Raw genomic sequence first — 19,611 nt, 5'->3', positions numbered from 1 at the left:
ACGCCAACTCCCCGGGAAAAAGGGGCGGTGCAGCAAATGCGCCGCCCCTTTTTGCTGGTGGTAAGACTTGCTATCCGGCGAGCAGGTAGCCGAAACGGTCGACCTCGTCGGCCGTGGTCGCGAAGCTGGTGACGAAGCGATAGAGAGCTTCGTCCTCGCCGACATGGTTGTCGTAGCCGAGCGGCCTATGCCAGTCGTGGAACACGGCGCCTGCTGCTTGCACTCTTTCGGCCTCGGCCTTTTTCATGACCGCGAAGACCTCGTTCGCCTGCGGTAGCCAGGCCAGCCGGGCTGAAGGGGAATCTTCGATCGCCGCGGCTAGGCGTGCCGCCATCGCATTGGCGTGCCGTGCCGTGTCGAGCCATAGCCCACCCCTGAAATAAGCATCGAATTGCGCGGCGATGAAGCGCGATTTCGAGAACAGTTGGGCGGCGCGCTTGCGCAAAAACGCCAATTCCTTGGCTCGCTCGAGGTCGAACAGCACGATCGCCTCGGCGCACCAGCAGCCATTCTTGGTGCCGCCGAAGGAAAGGATGTCGACGCCGTGCTTCCAGGTCATTTCCGCCGGCGTCGTTCCCAGCGCGACGAGCGCATTGGCAAAGCGGGCCCCGTCCATGTGCAGCGGCAATCCGTGCTGCTTTGCAATCGCCGAAATCCTGGCGATTTCGTTCAGCGTGTACACGGTGCCGACCTCGGTCGATTGGGTGATCGAAACCGCCATCGGCCGCCCGGAATGGACGTTTTCGGGTGCGAAACGGTCCACTGCCCGTTCCAGATCGCCGGCATCGATCTTGCCGAGTGCGCCGTCGATTGTATAAAGCCGCGAACCGCCGGTGAAATATTCCGGTGCACCGCATTCGTCCTCGATGACATGCGATTCGCGATGGCAGAAGGAAATGCCGCCTGGCTTGTTATAGGTAGTCAGCGACAGCGAATTGGCAGCGGTGCCGGTGGCCACGAAAAACACCGCGACCTCGCATTCGAAGATTTCACTGAAGCGCTGGTAAACGGCCTTGTCGAGGACACCGTCGCCATAGGCGGTGGAGAAGCCGTCGGTATGGGCCGACAGGCCGGCAGCGATACGGGGATGGGCGCCTGCCCAATTGTCGGAAGCGAAAATCATGCGTCTGCCTATGCTGGGAAAATTGGTGCGAGCTTGGCCGCTTTCGCATGCCGGCCGCAAGTGGCAGATGCCGAAAATCCGCTAAAGCCAGCGAAAGCCAGACCGTAGATGCAGCGACTGAAGGTTACGCTGTCGCCGCGTTCCGCGCAATTTTCTGTCGCCAACGTTCCAATAATTTTGTGAATCGGTCTTGTATGCGCTCAAGATTTCTGTCATAAATTTAGGACAGTAGTGCTGTCTTATTTTGTCGCACAAAACTGGCCGCATTGGCATATGATTGCGCCTGTACGGCCATTGCCGCGAGCGACAGCTAGACAGCCTGGCTCTGGCCTGTACGAATACCATATGCGAACCATGCGGAAAGCCGCACGGTCGGCAAGAATTTCGCAAGACGTGCCGCAAGATTGAAAGGGGAGCCACGCGCTTCCCGACGGAAACCAGCGCCCGAAGGGGACGGAACGGAGGACAGGACGATGACGGACATGACGCCATCTGCGACGAAGGCCGCGCAGACGAAAGCGGCAGCCGTCAAAAATCCGTCCCTGACCAATATTGGGCGAACCAGCACCGGCTATGCCGCGCACGGCCTCTACGATCCGCGCAACGAGCATGATGCCTGCGGCGTCGGCTTCATTGTCAACATGAAGGGCGTAAAGTCGCACCAGATCGTCGAGGACGGCCTTGCCGTGCTCGAAAACCTGACGCATCGCGGCGCTGTCGGCGCCGATCCGCTGGCCGGCGATGGCGCCGGCGTGCTGGTGCAGCTTCCAGACCGTTTCTTCCGCGAAGAGATGACAGCCCAGGGCATCGAACTGCCGCCGGCCGGTCAGTACGGTGTCGGACACTGGTTCATGCCGCAGGATGCAGCACTTCGTGCTCACATCGAGGACATCATTGCCGAATCGGCGCAGTCCGAGGGGCTTCCGCTCATCGGTTTCCGTGATGTGCCCGTCGACAATTCGTCCTTGTCGACGGCGCCTGATATCGTGGCGTCCGAGCCGTTCCATCGTCAGATATTCATCGGCCGTACAGCCGACATTCTTGACGACGAGGAGTACGAGGCCAGGCTCTATCTGTTGCGCAAGGTGATATCGGGCCGCATCTACGCCGAGAACGACAACAAGGACATCGGTTCCTACTGCGTGTCGCTGTCGGCGCGCACCATCGTCTACAAGGGCATGTTCCTGGCCTACCAGGTCGGCGCCTATTACAAGGACCTCACCGATCCGCGCTTCGAAACCGCGCTGATCCTGGTCCACCAGCGCTTCTCGACCAACACGTTCCCGTCGTGGAAGCTGGCGCATCCCTACCGCATGGTCGCGCACAATGGCGAGATCAACACCGTGCGCGGCAACAACAACTGGATGGCGGCGCGACAGGCGTCCGTCGATTCCGAACTGTTCGGCAACAACATCTCGAAGCTTTGGCCAATCTCCTACGACGGCCAGTCAGACACCGCCTGCTTCGACAATGCGCTCGAGTTCCTGTTCCAGGGCGGGTACAGCCTCAGCCACGCCATGATGATGCTGATCCCGGAAGCCTGGGCCGGCAACAAGCTCATGGATGCCGACCGCAAGGCTTTCTATGAATACCATGCCGCGCTGATGGAGCCGTGGGACGGACCGGCGGCGGTGGTCTTTACCGATGGCCGCCAGATCGGCGCCACGCTCGACCGCAACGGTCTGCGCCCGGCACGCTACATCGTCACCGACGATGACCGCGTCATCATGGCCTCGGAAGCCGGCGTGCTGCCGGTGCCGGAGGAGAGGATTGTCAAGAAGTGGCGGCTGCAGCCCGGCCGTATGCTTCTGATCGACCTCGAGAAGGGCCGCATCGTCTCTGACGAGGAGCTCAAGTCGGAGATTGCGACCAGGCATCCGTACAAGAGCTGGCTCGCCAACACGCAGCTCATCCTCGAAGACCTGAAGCCGGTCGAGCCGCGCGAATTGCGCAGGGATGTCAGCCTGCTCGATCGCCAGCAGGCGTTCGGCTACAGCCAGGAAGACACCAAGCTGTTGATGTCGCCGATGGCGACCACCGGCCAGGAAGCCGTGGGATCGATGGGCACCGACACGCCGATCTCGGCGATGTCGGACAAGTCGAAGCTGCTCTACACCTATTTCAAGCAGAACTTTGCTCAGGTCACTAACCCGCCGATCGACCCAATCCGCGAGGAGTTGGTGATGAGCCTGGTGTCCTTCATCGGGCCGCGGCCCAACATCTTCGACCTGGTTGGCAATTCGCGCCGCAAGCGGCTCGAGGTGCGCCAGCCGATCCTGACCAATGGCGATCTCGAAAAGATCCGCTCCATCGGCCACACCGAGGACCGGTTCGACACCAAGACGATCGACATTACCTATGGCTCGAACGAGGGCGCAGCGGGCATGCAGGGTGCCATCGACCGCTTGTGTGAGCGGGCGGAGGCGGCGGTCGCCGGCGGCTACAACATCATCATCCTGTCCGACCGCCAGGTCGGGCCGGACCGGATCGCCATCCCGGCGCTTCTGGCGACAGCCGCGGTGCACCACCACCTGATCCGCAAGGGATTGCGCACTTCGGTCGGGCTGGTCGTGGAATCCGGCGAGCCGCGCGAAGTGCATCATTTCTGCTGCCTTGCCGGCTATGGCGCCGAGGCGATCAACCCTTATCTTGCCTTCGACACGCTGCTCGATATGCACAAGCGTGGCGAACTGCCGAAAGAGGTGGACGCCTACGAAGTGGTCTCCCGCTACATCAAGTCGATCGGCAAGGGCATCCTCAAGGTGATGTCCAAGATGGGCATCTCGACCTACCAGTCCTATTGCGGCGCGCAGATCTTCGACGCCATCGGGCTGAAGACCGATTTCGTGCAGCAATACTTCACCGGCACCGCGACACTGATCGAGGGCGTCGGACTGGACGAGATCGCGGCCGAGACGCTCAGCCGCCATACCGATGGTTTCGGCAACGACCCGGTGCTGCGCAACAGCCTCGAGGTGGGCGGCGAATACGTGTTCCGCATGCGCGGTGAAGCACACATCTGGTCGCCGGATGCGGTGGCCACCTTGCAGCACGCCGTGCGCCAGGGCTCGTGGGAAACGTTCAAGGACTATTCCGCCCAGATCGACAGCGAGACGGCCCGTGCCCAGACCATTCGCGGCCTGTTCAAGATCAGGCTCGCGGAAGAAACTGGGCGCAAGAAGGTTTCGCTCGACGAGGTCATGCCGGCGGCCGACATCGTCAAGCGGTTCTCGACCGGGGCGATGTCCTTCGGCTCGATCTCCAGGGAAGCGCACACGACGCTGGCGCGCGCCATGAACGCCATCGGCGGCAAGTCGAACACCGGCGAGGGCGGCGAAGAGGCCGACCGCTATCTGCCACTGCCGGGCGGCGGCAAGAACCCCGAACGCTCGGCGATCAAGCAGGTCGCCTCGGGACGCTTTGGCGTCACGGCGGAGTATCTTGTCAATTCCGACATGATGCAGATCAAGGTCGCGCAAGGGGCAAAGCCCGGCGAGGGCGGCCAGTTGCCGGGCCACAAGGTCGACGCGACCATCGCCAAAGTCAGGCATTCGACGCCGGGCGTCGGCCTGATCTCGCCGCCGCCGCATCACGATATCTATTCGATCGAGGATCTGGCGCAGCTCATCTACGACCTGAAGAACGTCAATCCGGCGGCGGACGTATCGGTCAAGCTGGTCTCGGAAGTCGGTGTCGGCACGGTTGCGGCCGGCGTCGCCAAGGCGCGTGCCGATCACATCACCATATCAGGCTATGACGGCGGCACTGGCGCTTCACCGCTGACCTCGCTCAAGCATGCCGGCAGTCCGTGGGAAATGGGCCTTGCCGAGACGCACCAGACGCTGGTGCTCAACGGCCTCAGGTCGCGCGTCGCGCTGCAGGTCGATGGCGGCCTGCGCACCGGGCGGGACGTTGTCATCGGCGCGCTGCTCGGCGCCGACGAGTTCGGTTTCTCGACCGCGCCGTTGATCGCGGCCGGCTGCATCATGATGCGCAAGTGCCATCTCAACACCTGCCCGGTCGGCGTCGCGACGCAGGACCCGGTACTGCGCAAGCGCTTCAAGGGCACGCCCGAGCACGTCATCAACTTCTTCTTCTATGTGGCGGAAGAGGTGCGGGCGCTGCTCGCCGAGATGGGCTACACCCATCTCGACCAGATCATCGGCGACACCGACCTTCTGGAAAAGCGCGAGCTGATCCAGCACTGGAAGGCGCGCGGGCTCGACTTCAGCAAGATGTTCTACAAGCCGGATGCGCCGCACGAGGCGGTGCACTGGACCGAGCGGCAGAAGCATCCGATCGACGACGTGCTCGACCGCAAGCTGATCGAACTGGCAAAGCCGGCGCTCGAAGCCAGGCAGCCAGTCAGCATCGAACTGCCGATCCGCAACGTCGACCGTTCGACCGGCGCCATGCTGTCGGGTGAAGTGGCAAAGCGCTTCAAGCACAAGGGCCTGCGCGAGGACACGATCTCGGTCAAGCTCACCGGCACGGCCGGCCAGTCCTTCGCCGCCTTCCTGGCGCGCGGCGTCTCGTTCGAACTGGTAGGCGCGGCCAACGACTATGTCGGCAAGGGCCTGTCGGGCGGCCGCATCGTCATCCGTCCGCCGGAGAATACGAAGATCGTTGCTGCCGAGTCCATTATTGTCGGCAATACCGTGCTCTACGGCGCGACCGAGGGCGAGGCCTATTTCTGCGGCGTCGCCGGCGAGCGTTTTGCCGTGCGCAATTCGGGCGTCGCCGCCGTCGTTGAAGGCGTCGGCGACCATGGTTGCGAATACATGACCGGCGGTATCGTCGTCGTCATCGGCCAGACCGGTCGCAACTTCGCCGCCGGCATGTCGGGCGGCGTCGCCTATGTGCTCGACGAGGCGGGCGATTTCGCCGAACGCTGCAACATGGCGATGGTCGAGCTGGAGCCGGTTCCGGAAGAGGACGACCTGATGGAAAAGCTGCTCCACCATGGCGGCGATCTCGACCACAAGGGCCGTGTCGACGTATCCGGCGATATGACCAGCCATGACGAGGAGCGGCTCTACCAGCTGATCTCCAACCACGTCCACTACACGGGCTCGGTACGAGGTCGCGAGATCCTCGACGATTGGGCGATTTTCCGGCCGAAATTCCGGAAGATCATGCCGGTCGAATACCGCCGCGCGCTGATCGAGATGGAACGTATGCGCACGAACGTGGCGGCGGAATAGATTTGGAAATTGCCGGGAAGCCATGCGTCCCGGCAACCATCTTCATCAACAATCCTGACCTCGGACTGAAGGTTGCCACGGCTGCCTTATGAGGTTAACGGGTGCGTCGCCAGGCGTGCCTTCCGGACAGCAGGGACTGGACTATGGGCAAGGTAACAGGGTTTCTCGAGATCGATCGGCAGGTGCACAAGTACCAGCCGGCTTCCGACCGCATCCGGCATTTCCGCGAGTTCACGCTGCCGATGTCGGATAAGGAGATCGAGAAACAGGCGGCGCGCTGCATGGATTGCGGCATTCCGTATTGCCATGGACCGACCGGCTGCCCGATCCACAACCAGATCCCGGACTGGAACGACCTCGTCTACAATGGCGACTGGGACAACGCGATCCGCAACCTGCATTCGACCAACAATTTTCCGGAATTCACCGGCCGCATCTGTCCGGCACCTTGCGAGGAAGCCTGCACGCTGAACCTCGAGGACATTCCGGTCGCCATCAAGACGATCGAGCAGGCGATTGCCGACAAGGCCTATGAAACCGGCCATATCCGGCCCTATCCGCCGGAACGGAAGACCGGCAAGCGCGTCGCGATCATCGGCTCGGGGCCGGCCGGCATGGCGGCCGCCCAGCAACTCGGCCGCGCCGGCCATGACGTTCACGTCTATGAGCGCGAGAGCCGGCCGGGCGGGCTGATGCGCTACGGCATCCCCGACTTCAAGATCGAGAAGCATTATATCGACCGGCGCATCGAGCAGATGCAGGGCGAGGGTGTCAGCTTCCATTGCGGCGTCAATGTCGGCGTCGACAAGCCGGTCGCCGAACTGCTCGCCGAATACGACGCGGTGCTCTATTGCGGCGGTTCCGAAACGCCGCGCCCGGCCAACATCCCGGGCGACGATCTCGACGGCGTGCACGACGCGATGCCCTATCTGGTGCAGCAGAACAAGCGCATCGGCGGCGAGCCGATCCAGTCGGTGGCATGGCCGTCGCGCCCGATCGTCGCCGGCGGCCAGCATGTCGTCGTCGTCGGCGGCGGCGACACTGCCTCCGACTGCGTCGGTACCGCCTTCCGCCAGGGCGCGGTGCGCGTCACCCAGCTCGACATCCGGCCGCAGCCGCCGGAAAAGGAAGACAAGCTGTCGGTCTGGCCCTACTGGGCGACCAAGATGCGCACCTCATCCTCGCAGGCCGAAGGCGCCGAGCGCGAATTCCAGGTGGCGACGCTTGAATTCATCGGCGAAGACGGCCAGCTGACCGGGGTCAAATGCTGCGAGGTCGACGAAAAGCGCAAGCCGATCGCCGGCACCGAATTCGTCATCCGCGCCGATCTCGCGTTCATCGCCATCGGCTTTGCCGGGCCGGCCGCTCGAGGGCCGGTGTCGGAACTCGACGGGCAGATGACGATCGTCACCGACAGCCGCCGTTCGAAGAACGTCGAGGCCAATGACCGCGATTACAGAACCAGCGTCGAAAGGCTCTATGCGGCTGGCGACGTGCGGCGCGGCCAGTCGCTGGTCGTCTGGGCAATCCGCGAGGGCCGCCAGGCGGCGCGCGCCATCGATGAGGCTCTGATGGGATCGAGCGTGCTGCCGCGCTGAGTCCGTTCCGAAACTCTACAGAAAGAGTCGCCGGTTTTACTGCCGGATCGCCGTCGTCGTGTCGGATGCAGCAGCCGCAGTCGCAGGTTGTATCTTGGGCGGCCACGAGAAATCGTCGGCGCGGCCGGGCGAGGCGTCGGTCGCCTTGCCCTCGACGATCAGCTTTTCGCCGGGCAAATTCTTGTCCGCCTTTGCCGGCGGGGCGGCGCCGAGAAGTTCCGAGCCGCCGTCCAGCGCCGGATCGCTGAGCAGCATCGGCACAGTGCGATCGGCGGCTATCGGTGCGGCAGCAGGTGCCGGCGCCTCGACGGGAGCGCCGGCCGGGGCAGAAGCTGTGACCACGCTTCCCGGAGCGGCCAGCCCAAGGATCTTCATCAGCGGCTTTTCGGTGTAGAAGGCGAGCTTGCGCTTGCCGGCCTTCGACATGTTGATGCCGTCGTCGGAGCGCAGGCGCACCGATTGGCCCTTTATGTCCGGTCCGCTGGTGATAAAGGCGCCGTTCTCGTCGACGAACCCGTCCCAGACATCGACGAATTCGCCGCCGTGGCTTTCGGCGGACGAGCGGTAGATGTCGTTGAAGGCCAGCATGTCGGAGGTCATTTTCGAGACCCGGAAGGCCGGCATGCCAACCCACAGATACGGCACCTTGGCTGAAGCGATGGCTTTGCCGAGCGCTTCGGTCCGGCGCTCGTACTCCTTGGTCCAGTTTTCGGATCGCGGCTGCTCACGCACATCGCCGACGCGCATCTGCTGACGGTCGTTCGATCCGAGCATGACGACGACGGCTGCCGGTTTTTCGGCAGCGATCAGCGACTTGACCTGTTCGGGCCAGTTGTAGACATCGTCGCGCACGAAGCCGGACGAGCCGTTGGCGCGGACGACAATCCTGACGCCGGTGTTTTCGGCAAAGGCGGCGTCGAGCCCCTCAGCCAGTCCAGACGCCATGAAATCGCCGACCACCAGAACGACGCGCGCATCGGGCGCCTTCTCGGCCACCGGGGTTGTCGGCTCGGCCGGCGCCGGCCGGCGAACGGACCGGGGCTTCCTCAGCTTGGGTCTGGGCTTTGTTCTCTGGAATTCTCTCGGGAATTCGGGCGGCGGCTGCTCAAACCGCTCGCTTCTGCGCGGAAACAACAGGTCGCGCAGCGACCAGCCACGACTTTCCGGCTCCTGCGCCATGGCCGAGGTATGAAAGGCGCTGGCCGCGCCGACTGCCAGAACGACGATCGCCAGAACGAGGATCGGCACGCGACGAACGATCAACCGGATGCGCGCAGCCGAAACCAATCACCCTCTCCATCCCGTAACCGGCTCTAGTTTTGCCTGAGCCATTTGAGCACTTCCTTGCTCGGATACCCGTCCTGGGTCAAGCCGGCCTTTGCCTGGAAGGCCATGATGGCGGTTTTCGATCCGTCACCGATCTTGCCATCGAACTTGCCGTCGTAATAGCCGTGCTCGGAAAGTCGCTTCTGAAGCTCCTGCCTTTCCTCGAAGGAGAGCTTGGTAAACGGTCGCTTCCAGTCCTGCACAAGCCCGCCATAACCGGCGATTTCGTCGGCAAGAAGGCCCACGGCGAGCGCATATTTGTCGGCATTGTTGTAGCGCTTGATGACCGAGAAATTCTTGATCATCAGGAAAGCCGGCCCGCCCCGGCCACCGGGCAGCTTCAACGTCGCCTTGTCCCCACCGTTCTTGAACGGCTTGCCGTTGGCACGGGTGACGCCAAGCGCCTGCCATTGCGACAGCGACTTCGAGCCCCCGGGCAGCTTCTTGCCGTCCGGAAGGCTGACCTCATAACCCCAGGTCTTGCCTGCCTGCCAGCCGTTCTTCCTCAGCAAATTGGCGGCTGTCGCCAGTGCGTCGGGAATCGAATTCCAGATGTCGCGCTTGCCGTTGCCGTCCATATCGACCGCATAGGACAGGTAGCTGGTGGGGATGAACTGGGTATGACCCATCGCGCCGGCCCAAGAGCCGCTGAGATGGCTTTCGTCGATGTCGCCGGTCTGCAGGATCTTCAGCGCCGCGATCAGCTGGGTGCGGGCAAATTTCGCGCGCTTCGGGTCGGCATAACCAAGCGTCGCCAGCGAGCGCACGACATTGCGCATGATGTCATCGCGCTTGAGGGTTTCGCCGTAGTTCGACTCCATCGACCAGATGGCCAGCAGGATGTAGCGGTCGACGCCGTATCTTGCCTCGATCCTGTCCAGCCACGGCTTCCATTTCCTTGCCATCTGCTGGCCGGCGGCGACCGACTGGTCATGGACGCGGTTGTCGAAATAATCCCAGGCGGGTGCGGTGAATTCGGGTTGAGTACGGGCCTTTTCCAGCACCATCGGATCAGCATCGCTGATGCCCTTGAATGCCTGGTCGTAGACGGAGCCGGAAACGCCGCTCGCCACGGCGGTAGCACGGAAGCTGGCGACCCATTGGCGGAAGCCGGCATCGGCAAAAGCCGGCCCGCTGGGCATGAGCAAGGCAAGCGAGAGGCTGGCGGCCGTCAGGACGCTGGTGAAGCGCCTTGCGACGTTGCGAACGGACATCTTTTCCTCCTTCTTCATCTCAGGAAGACTATTCATCGCCGAACCCGGTTAGCATTTGGTTTACCATAGGTGCCGCCCGGGATGAAAAGATGCGTCGACGCTTTACCAGCTGAGATTTCTTGCCCCGTCGTTCAGTAATGCTCGATTTCGGCATGAAAATGTCTCGAATCGGGATTGCCGAACCGGCATGCAAATGGATAATTGGCACATGAAGAGAGTTCGCAAGGCAGTATTCCCGGTTGCCGGTCTCGGCACGCGCTTTCTCCCCGCCACCAAGGCCATTCCCAAGGAAATGCTGACGGTCGTCGACAGGCCGGTCATCCAGTATGTGGTCGATGAGGCGCGCGAAGCCGGGATCGAGCATTTCATCTTCGTGACCGGCCGCAACAAGGCGGTTATCGAGGATCACTTCGATGTCCAGTTCGAGCTCTACGACACGCTTGCGCAGCGCGGCAAGGATGATCAGCTCGCCCGCTTGCAGCGGCTGCAGCCGGCGCCGGGGCAGACCAGCTTCACCCGCCAGCAGGTGCCGCTCGGCCTTGGCCACGCCGTCTGGTGCGCGCGCGAGCTTGTCGGCGACGAGCCCTTTGCGCTGCTGTTGCCCGACATGATCATGCAGTCGGAAAAAAGCTGCATGAAGGACATGGTCGAGCTTTACGCCGAGACCGGCAACAACATCGTCGCCGTGCAGGAATGCGATCCCGCCGAGGCGCATAAATACGGCATTGTCGGCCGCGGCGAGGACGCCCATCACGGTTTCAGCATCACCGGCATGGTGGAAAAGCCGAAGACCGGCACCGCGCCGTCGAACCTCTTCATCAACGGGCGCTATATCCTGCAGCCGGAGATATTCAAGATACTCGAAGGCCAGGAAAAAGGCGCCGGCAACGAGATCCAGCTCACCGATGCAATGCTGAAGCTGCAGAAGCAACAGCCCTTCTACGGCTACCACTACCGCGGGCGGACGTTCGACTGCGGCTCGCCCGAAGGCTTCGTCGAGGCCAATGTTGCCTTCGCACTGTGGCGCAGCGACATGAATGCAAGCATGGCCGGTGTCATTCGCACGCTTCTCGACGAACTCGCGCCGTCAGAACGCCGCGGCGTAGCCTTCTAGCTTCAACACCGGTTCCCGCTGACTGGCTAAAGCGCGCCGCATTCGACCAGCCTTATGCGATGCGCTTTAGGTTCTTGTTTTATGCATGTCGTTATCGCAAAACCGCTGCACACTTTTGCGCGACATGCATTAGCGCTGCAACTTCAAGCCGACGAAGATACTGTTGGCCGTGTAGTCGCGTCCAACCAGGTTGCTGGTCAGTTTTTCAGTCCTGACGCGGGTGGTGAGCCCGGCATAGCGGTTCAGCCACCATGTCAGCCCAGCCTCGGCGCTCAGCGTCAAATCATGATTGTCGGAGCCGGTATAGTCGCGCCATTCAACGCCGAGAGCGGCATTTCCGGTCAGGTTGGCGCGGATTTGCCGCTCTCCGGTGAGGCTGCTGGAATAGAGCATGTCGCCGCTTTCGCCCGCGTTCGTCGTGTTCTCGGCGGTCGTCTGTGCGGTGAGGCCGATCGTGGTGCCGCGTTCCGGCGACCATTTGAGATCGGCATTAACTGTCGCGCCCGAAATCGCCGGCAGGGCGTCGTCGTCGATAGCTTCGCGCAGCCAGCCGACCGAGAACTCGCCGGTAAGCTTCTCGCGGAGATCGAGCTCGACGCCGGCCCGTGCGCCAAGCCGCGTCGAGGAGCGCTGGAAGCCGTTTGGATCGACGCGCAAATCATAAGCGCGCCGGCCGACCTCGATTTCGGTGAACGGAGTGATGGCAGGCGAGATCTCGTAGCCGGTGCGCAAAATGGCCGTATAGAGCGTCGAGTCGCGGCCCTTCTGCGACAGCGATCCCCCCGACGAAAGCTTGGCGTCACCAAAGATGTCGTGCTCGACCGCGCCGGTCAGCGCGAAGCGCATCTTTCCCGCATCCTTCTCGACGGCGAGGCTGCCGCTCACGGTCTGGCGCACCGGCTGCCCAACGGCGCCGACGATGGCGTCCGGCGCCGAGGCCGATTCGGGCACGGCCTCGTAGCCAAGTTTGGCGATGGCGCGCAGATCATTGTCGAGATCGATGTTGAGCGTGCCGTCGACGCGGCCTTGCGCCTCGTGAACGTCATAGCCGGACAACGTCTCGCGGAAGATGCCATAGCCCTCAATCGTCGCCGAATTCTCCCGCCAGTCGGAGACGGCGTTGAAGCGCAGCGTCGTTTCCGACAGCAATGCCGGCTTGCCGAGGCTGCTCGAATCGGCGTTTGTTGAATACGTCAGGCCTTGCTCGAGCGTCGGCCGGATCACGAAGGAGCCGAGCTGGATGCCGGTGGCGGCGAACGGGTCGTCCTCGTTCTTCTTGTCCTGGCCTTCGATGGCTTCGGTGCGCTCGGCGCCGGGGTCGAGCTTGAGCCTTTCGGCGGAATCGATGGTCACCGCACGGCGGTTGGCCGTATCCTGCTCGTCTATGGCGGCGGTGTCGGTGTCGTCGGTCGTCGGCGTCGCTGCAGTCGCAGTGGCGCCTCTCTTGCTCTTCTTGTTGTCCACGGCCTCATCTTTGGCCTTGCCTTCTTCGACGGCGCGTTGCGTTGCGCTCGGCCGCCGTCGTGGCGGCGGAGCAGGGTCGGCAAACGGGTCGTCGCTGGCCGCTGGTGGATCGAAAGTGCCGCCGGTTGTGGCCGCCGCCTCGCCCGTGCCGTCGTCAGGCAAGGCCCCCGGGCTGGCCGGACGATAGGTAGGCAGCGGCGTATCGTCGTTGGCGGTTGCAGCAGCCATGCCCAACTGCCTGATCCTGTACTGCTGGTCGTCCAGGATTGTCGATTCCGAAACCTCACCGCGCAGCTCGGTTTCCTGGGCGCAAAGCAGTGCCGGACGCGACAACGCAAGGACACTGGTTGCCAGCAGCAAAGCGCAAACCGCCTTGCCCTTTCGTCCTATTTTGTTTTGAGGCTGAAACCCGGACATCGGCACCACTGCTTGCGCGGCGCACGCGCGCCATACTTACGAAACCGTAAATGGGGATGGTTAACGGAGCGTTGAGGGATCGCCCGCCAAGGTGTTCTGGGCGGCAATTCCGTTGGACAGGCGCGCGCCGAAGCGCTAATCGCATCGTCCATGGACGTGAAATCCCCAGACAGGAAGCCGCTCGACGAGCAGGCCGCGATTGCCTCGGCGCTGAGAACGGTGGCGACAGAGCAGGCCGGCGTCGCGGCACTGGCAGACGCGCTCGAAAACGGGCTGGCCGAGCCGTTCGCACGGGCAGTCGACATGGTGTCGCAGATCGATGGCCGCGTCATCGTCACCGGGGTCGGCAAAAGCGGCCATATCGGCTCGAAGATCGCCGCAACGCTCGCTTCGACCGGCACGCCGGCCTTCTTCGTCCACCCTGCCGAAGCCAATCACGGCGACCTCGGCATGATCGCTCGGAACGACGCCATCATCGCCCTGTCGTGGTCGGGGGAAAGCCTCGAGCTCAAGGGCATCATCGCCTATTCCAGGCGCTTCTCGATCCCGCTGGTCGCGGTCACCGCCGGCGAAAAATCGGCTCTGGCGCGTGCGGCCGACGTGGTGCTTCTGCTGCCGCGAGCCCCGGAAGCCTGTCCGCACGGCCTTGCGCCGACGACCTCGACGCTGCTGCAAATGGTGATGGGCGATGCGCTGGCCATCGCGTTGCTCGAGGCGCGCGGCTTCACCCCGGACCATTTCCGCACGTTCCATCCCGGCGGCCAGCTCGGAGCCAACCTGACGCAGATCCGCGAGATCATGCATGTCGGCGACAGGCTGCCTCTGGTGTCGTCCGGCACCGGCATGCGCGAGGCGATCCTCGAATTGTCGCGCAAGGGGTTTGGCTGCGTGGCGGTCACTTCGGCGGACGGCAAGCTGATCGGCATCATCACCGATGGCGACATCAGGCGCCATATCGGCAGCGATCTTCTGGCCATGAGCGTGGATCAGGTGATGACCAGAGAGCCAAAAATGGCGGCGCCCGACACACTGGTTGCGACGGCGCTGCAGACGATCAACGATTCTGCCATTACCAGCCTGATGGTGGTCGAAGGCAGACGGCCGATCGGGCTCGTCCATCTGCACGACCTGCTGCGCATCGGTGCTGCCTAGCGGGCTTCTAGACTGCCTCGACCGTCAGTTCCAGGTCGGTGTCGGCGGCACCGGTCACGCGCACCTGCGTGCCGGCCGGCAGGTCAGGGCCGGAGACGCGCCACAACGTGTCGCCGAGCTTGATGCGGCCGCGCCCATCCTTGATCGGCTCGGCAAGGGTCGCCGTCCGGCCGACCATCTGCGCGCCGCGCCGGTTGAGCAGCGGCTGGTCGGTTTCCTCATGCCGCCCGCCCACCAGCCGCTTGCCGACATAGGCCGAGACCAGCGACAGCGCGAGGAAGGCGAGGACCTGGACCTGCCAGCTCCAGAAACCGGCGTCCCAGATGAGCAGCGAGACGACGCCGATCAACAGCGCGGCAATGCCGATCCACAGCATGAAAATGCCCGGCGCGACGACCTCCATCACCAGCAGGACGAAGCCGAGGACCATCCAGCTCCACGGACCGAGTTCGGAAATGATGCGATCGAACATGGCCTCAGGTCTCGCCGGGACGAACCACGGGCGGGCGGGCCTGTCGTGCTGGACTGGCGGTGCCTTCGCCCTTGAAAACTTCCCTGGCGATTTCACCAATGCCGCCGAGCGTGCCGATCAGTGAGGAAGCCTCTATCGGCATCAGCACGAGTTTGCTGTTTGTCGCTGCACCGATCCTGGTCAGCGCTTCGGTGTATTTCAGCGCGACAAAGTAGTTGAGCGCCTGCACGTCACCCTTGGAAATCGCCTCCGATACCACCTGCGTGGCGCGTGCTTCAGCCTCGGCCGAGCGCTCGCGCGCCTCGGCATCGCGGAAGGCGGCTTCCTTGCGGCCCTCGGCCTCCAGGATCTGCGATTGCTTGAGGCCTTCGGCGGCGAGGATCTGGGCGCGCTTGTTGCGCTCGGCCATCATCTGGCGGCCCATCGATTCGACGAGATTGGCCGGTGGATTGATGTCCTTGATCTCGACGCGGGTGATCTTGATACCCCAGGGGTGCGCGGCCTCATCAACGACGCGCAGCAGGCGCTCGTTGATGGCATCACGGTTCGACAACAGCTCGTCGAGGTCCATCGAGCCCATCACGGTGCGGATGTTGGTCATCGTCAAATTGAGGATAGCGTTCTGCAGGCCGGCGACCTGGTAGGCGGCCTGCGCCGCGTTGAGCACCTGATAGAAGGCAACGCCGTCGACGGCCACGGTGGCGTTGTCGCGGGTGATGATCTCCTGGGTCGGAACGTCGAGCACCTGCTCCATCATGTTCATCTTGGCGCCGATACGGTCGACGAAGGGCACGATGAGGTTGAGGCCCGGGCTCAATGTCTTGGTGTAACGGCCAAAGCGTTCGACGGTATAATTGTAGCCTTGCGGAATTGTCCGGATGCCCTTGAAAAGCACCAGCACGACAAGGGCGACAAGAACAAGAAGCGCAATATCGAAACCACTGAAACCCATTTTGGCTCTCCCCTCAAAGGCCATGTTGGACATTGCCACGCGGCCGATTCCACCAAACACTTAAGTGTGTTTCAGCAATGTTACAATCAGGTGATCACGGATTGCGGGTGCATGGACGGCGGGATCCATTCAAGCCCAGCCGGACAGCTCGCGCCGCACCATTGCCTCGATCACCGCCATGCCCTCTGCACTGTCGTTGAGGCAAGGGATGTGCGCGAACTTTTCGCCGCCGGCATGGTGGAAGGTCTCGGCCGCTTCCCTGCCGATCTCGTCCAGCGTCTCGATGCAGTCGACGGAAAAGCCCGGATTGACGATGGCGATCGATTTCACGCCTTCGCGTCCCAGTCTTTCGACCGTCTTGTCGGTGTAGGGCTGCAGCCATTCCTGCGCGCCGAAGCGCGACTGGAAGGTGGTAATCAGCTTGTTCTCATCCCAGCCGAGCTTTTCGCGCAGCAGCCGCGTCGTCTCCAGGCAATGCGCCTGGTAGGGATCGCCCTTGTCGGAGTAGGATTTCGGAATACCGTGATAGGAGGCGATGACGATTTCCGGATCGAAGTCGAGGCTCGCCAGATGCCCTTCGATCGAACGGGCGAGCCCCTCGATATAGGCCGGCTCGTTGTAATAGGGGGGCACGCTGCGAATGGCCGGGGCGCGGCGCATCTTCATCAGCGCGCGAAACAACTGGTCGTTGGCGGTCGCAGTCGTCGTCGCCGAATATTGCGGATAGAGCGGGAAAGACAGGATGCGGTCGCAGCCTTGCTCGACCAGTCTGTTGGCCACGCTCTCGGTCGAAGGGTTGCCGTAGCGCATCGCCCAATCGACGATCACATGGGATAAATCGCCGAGCGCAAGCCCGAGTTTCTCGGACTGGGCACGGGTATAGGTGCGCAGCGGCGACTCGTTGCGCTCCCGGTTCCATATCCTGGCATAGTTGGCGCCCGACTTCTTCGGCCGGGTGGTGAGGACCAGGCCGTAGAGGATCGGATACCAGACCGCCTTGTTGAGTTCGATGACGCGCGGATCGGACAGGAATTCCCTGAGATAGCGCCACATCGGCTTGAAGTCGGTGCCGTCCGGGGTGCCGAGATTGATCAGCATGACACCGACCTTGCCTGTCCCGACCGGAGGGTGTCCTGCCGGGAGCGCGCCGGCGGTCGTTTCGGCTTTGCTTTCAGCAGGGTTGGCAAGCGTCATGGGGTTCTCCAACACCGCGAAACCAGCGGTGCCGCGGCGAAGGTAGCGATGCCGCGCCGGTTTTCAAATGCAGCGTCTGGCCGCACCTTATCCCAGAAATGCAGCACCCGCCCGGTTTGCCGGGCGGGTGCATTGCGTTCCTGCGGCCGGATTACTTCGAGGCCGCCGGGATAGTCAAGGTTGCGCCGACCGGCAGCCGGCGTGGCTCGTAGGCTTTGTTGGCATCGAAGATCATTTTCCATTTGGTGCCGTCGCCATAGGCCTTCACCGCGAGATCCCAATAGGTATCGCCGGCGACGATTACATGGCTGCTTTCGGCCGGTGCCGGCTCAGCCGGCTTGGCGGGCTCGGCAGGTTTTGCCGGCTCACTTGGGGCCGGTTCACTCGGGGCCGGCTGACTCGGGGCCGGCTGACTCGGGGCAGGCGCCGTCTCGGCCGGTTTGGCCGGTACAGCCGGAGCAGGGGTGGCCGGAGCCGGTGTGGCCGGAGCCGCAGGTGCCGCCGGCTGGGCCGGCTCGGCGGGTGCGGGGGCCGCCGGCGCGGTTTCAGCCGGGACGGCCGGTGGTGTTTTGGAAATGTCGCCGGAGCCGGCCGGCATTTCGGGCATTGCCGGCTCAGCAGGCTTTATCGGCGCTGTCTCAGCAGGTTTTGGCGGTTCGGCCGGGTTGGCTGGTTCCGCGGCCGGGGCTCCGGTCGCGGCGATCTCGGTGATGCGGCCGTCGAGCTTCGGCGTATAGGGCCGGTGCGCGCCGAGGTAATCGGCGACGACCTGTTCCAGCCCCGGGCCGTAATCATAGGCGTTCTTGGCCTTCTCGGCGAATACCTTGTAGCCGTCACCGCCCTGGCGGACATAGTTGTTGGTGGCGACCAGATAGTCCTTGTCCGGTTTGATCGGCGTCCAGGCGCCGCCTTCCATGACCTCGACCGATTTGACGCGTCCATTAGGCGGCGCCGATTTGTCGAACGCATATTTCAGGCCGGCAACCTGCGGGAAGCGCCCGGCGCCGTCCTCGACCTGGCTGAGGCCGCTTTCGAGGCCGGCAACCAGATCCTTGCCGGTGATCTGGAAGGTCGCCAGCGTGTTCTGAAACGGCAGCACAGTGAGAACCTCGCCCATGGTGACGGTGCCTTGGTCGATCGAGGCGCGCAAGCCGCCGCCATTCGAGATGACGATCTCGACACCTTGGCCCTTGACCCGGTCGAGGACGGCGTCGGAGACCAGATTGCCCATCTCGCATTCGCGGGCGCGGCAGTTTTCGCGGCTGCCGTCGATCGCCTTGGTGGTCTCGGCGACTTCCTTGTTCTTCAAAGCCTCGATCGGGGCGCCGAGTTCCTTGATGCGGGCAAGCACGGCGGGGTCGGGCGTGATCGATTTGTCGAGATGAATGGGATCGCCGCTTGCCTCTTTGACGACGCCATTGTCGTCGAAGACGACCTTGAACTCGCCGAGATATTTCGAATAGGACGCCGCCTGCACGACCGGCACTTTGTAGCCGTCCGGATTGTCGACCATCGTCGGATAAGGGCCTTCCGCCTTGGGGTCGGTGTTGGACAGCAGCGAGTGGCTGTGGCCGCCGACCACCACGTCGACGCCCGGGATCTTGGCGATCAAGTCGCGTTCTCGCTTGTAGCCGATATGGGTGACCGCGATGATCTTGTTGACGCCCTCTCGCTTCAGTTTCTCGACCTCGGCGGTGATCGACTTGACGTCGTCCTCGATGGCGATGTTCGGGCCAGGCGTGGCAAGCTCCGGCGTGTCGTTGGTGACCGCGCCGACGATGCCGATCTTCTGGCCGCCGACCTCGACCACGATCGACGGCTTGACGCGGTCGCCGAGCTTGGATTGCGCATTGGCCTTCACATTGGCGCCGAGCACCGGAAACTGGATCATGTCGAGGAACGGCGCCAGCGCCGACTCGCCATCGTCGAACTCATGGTTGCCGACCACCTCGGCATCGAATTTCATCTGGTTGAGGAATTCGCCTTCGGTCTTGCCCTTGTAGGTCGTGTAGAAGAGCGAGCCCTGGAAATTGTCGCCGGCGCTGAGCAGCAGCACGTTCTGGCCTTGCAGCTTCTTGCGCTCCTGCGCGATCGCGGTGACCAGGCGGCCGGCGCCGCCGACGCATTCGCCCTTGGTCTCCTCCTCGGCCGAGCAGGTCGATTCATACTTGTTGTTGCTCTCGATGCGGCTGTGCCAGTCGTTGATGTGCAGGATGTTCAGCGTGTAGTCGGCAAAGGATACGCCTGCCGACAGGCCAAGCGCCGATGCCGACAGCGCGGCGATGGCAGCGATCTTCTTCATTCTCGTCTCCCGGATAACTTGAGTACAGCGCCGCGCGTCATTTGGGACGCGCAAAGTACCAATTTTATTTTGCGCATGA

12 protein-coding genes are annotated in these 19,611 nt (G+C 63.1%); 4 read left to right on the top strand and 8 right to left on the bottom strand.

Translation table 11 applies throughout. From position 1 onward, the window contains the following. Positions 1–70: 70 nt before the first annotated feature. Positions 71–1,123, bottom strand: a complete 1,053-nt coding sequence (locus NKG95_RS11675) for a threonine aldolase family protein (protein WP_352790804.1) — start codon at positions 1,121–1,123, stop codon at positions 71–73. A gap of 473 nt (positions 1,124–1,596) precedes the next feature. On the opposite strand from NKG95_RS11675, the gene gltB reads away from it, so the two are divergent. Both gltB and NKG95_RS11665 read left to right on the top strand, forming a co-directional pair. Next, positions 1,597–6,327: a glutamate synthase large subunit gene (gltB, locus tag NKG95_RS11670; protein WP_353040676.1), complete on the top strand. Its 4,731-nt coding sequence runs from the start codon at positions 1,597–1,599 to the stop codon at positions 6,325–6,327. A 143-nt stretch (positions 6,328–6,470) separates the two neighbouring features. Then, positions 6,471–7,925, top strand: a complete 1,455-nt coding sequence (locus NKG95_RS11665; protein ID WP_353040675.1) for a glutamate synthase subunit beta — start codon at positions 6,471–6,473, stop codon at positions 7,923–7,925. Between the two features lie 36 nt (positions 7,926–7,961). Here NKG95_RS11665 and NKG95_RS11660 read toward each other — a convergent pair whose 3' ends face one another. Further along, positions 7,962–9,212, bottom strand: a complete 1,251-nt coding sequence (locus tag NKG95_RS11660; protein ID WP_353040674.1) for an SGNH/GDSL hydrolase family protein — start codon at positions 9,210–9,212, stop codon at positions 7,962–7,964. A 26-nt stretch (positions 9,213–9,238) separates the two neighbouring features. Further along, complete coding sequence (locus NKG95_RS11655; RefSeq protein WP_353040673.1) at positions 9,239–10,465, bottom strand: lytic murein transglycosylase; 1,227 nt, start codon at positions 10,463–10,465, stop codon at positions 9,239–9,241. A gap of 208 nt (positions 10,466–10,673) precedes the next feature. On the opposite strand from NKG95_RS11655, the gene galU reads away from it, so the two are divergent. Further along, positions 10,674–11,579, top strand: coding sequence for a UTP--glucose-1-phosphate uridylyltransferase GalU (gene galU / locus NKG95_RS11650; protein WP_023719094.1), 906 nt, complete (start codon positions 10,674–10,676; stop codon positions 11,577–11,579). 129 nt (positions 11,580–11,708) lie between these two features. Here galU and NKG95_RS11645 read toward each other — a convergent pair whose 3' ends face one another. Then, complete coding sequence (locus NKG95_RS11645; protein ID WP_353040672.1) at positions 11,709–13,460, bottom strand: outer membrane beta-barrel protein; 1,752 nt, start codon at positions 13,458–13,460, stop codon at positions 11,709–11,711. Positions 13,461–13,610: 150 nt separating this feature from the next. Between NKG95_RS11645 and NKG95_RS11640 the strand changes: the two genes are divergently transcribed. After that, positions 13,611–14,612: a KpsF/GutQ family sugar-phosphate isomerase gene (locus NKG95_RS11640; protein WP_023719096.1), complete on the top strand. Its 1,002-nt coding sequence runs from the start codon at positions 13,611–13,613 to the stop codon at positions 14,610–14,612. Positions 14,613–14,619: 7 nt separating this feature from the next. Here NKG95_RS11640 and NKG95_RS11635 read toward each other — a convergent pair whose 3' ends face one another. The 4 genes from NKG95_RS11635 to NKG95_RS11620 all read right to left on the bottom strand — a co-directional run bounded on the left by NKG95_RS11635 (position 14,620) and on the right by NKG95_RS11620 (position 19,532). Beyond that, positions 14,620–15,084, bottom strand: a complete 465-nt coding sequence (locus NKG95_RS11635) for an NfeD family protein (RefSeq protein ID WP_023719097.1) — start codon at positions 15,082–15,084, stop codon at positions 14,620–14,622. A gap of 4 nt (positions 15,085–15,088) precedes the next feature. Beyond that, entirely contained in the window at positions 15,089–16,036 is a 948-nt protein-coding gene (locus NKG95_RS11630) for an SPFH domain-containing protein (protein WP_353040671.1), read from the bottom strand. Positions 16,037–16,165: 129 nt separating this feature from the next. After that, positions 16,166–17,230 carry a ferrochelatase gene (gene hemH, locus NKG95_RS11625; RefSeq protein WP_352845582.1) on the bottom strand — a complete coding sequence of 355 codons (1,065 nt, stop codon included), beginning with the start codon at positions 17,228–17,230 and terminating at the stop codon, positions 16,166–16,168. 151 nt (positions 17,231–17,381) lie between these two features. Beyond that, the gene (locus tag NKG95_RS11620) at positions 17,382–19,532 is read right to left on the bottom strand and encodes a 5'-nucleotidase C-terminal domain-containing protein (RefSeq protein ID WP_353040670.1); all 2,151 of its coding nucleotides are present in this window, start codon (positions 19,530–19,532) and stop codon (positions 17,382–17,384) included. Positions 19,533–19,611: the final 79 nt, after the last annotated feature.

The organism is Mesorhizobium sp. M1423 (assembly GCF_040317575.1).
Taxonomy (GTDB): Bacteria; Pseudomonadota; Alphaproteobacteria; order Rhizobiales; family Rhizobiaceae; genus Mesorhizobium.
This window is presented reverse-complemented; position numbering and strand designations above follow the sequence as displayed.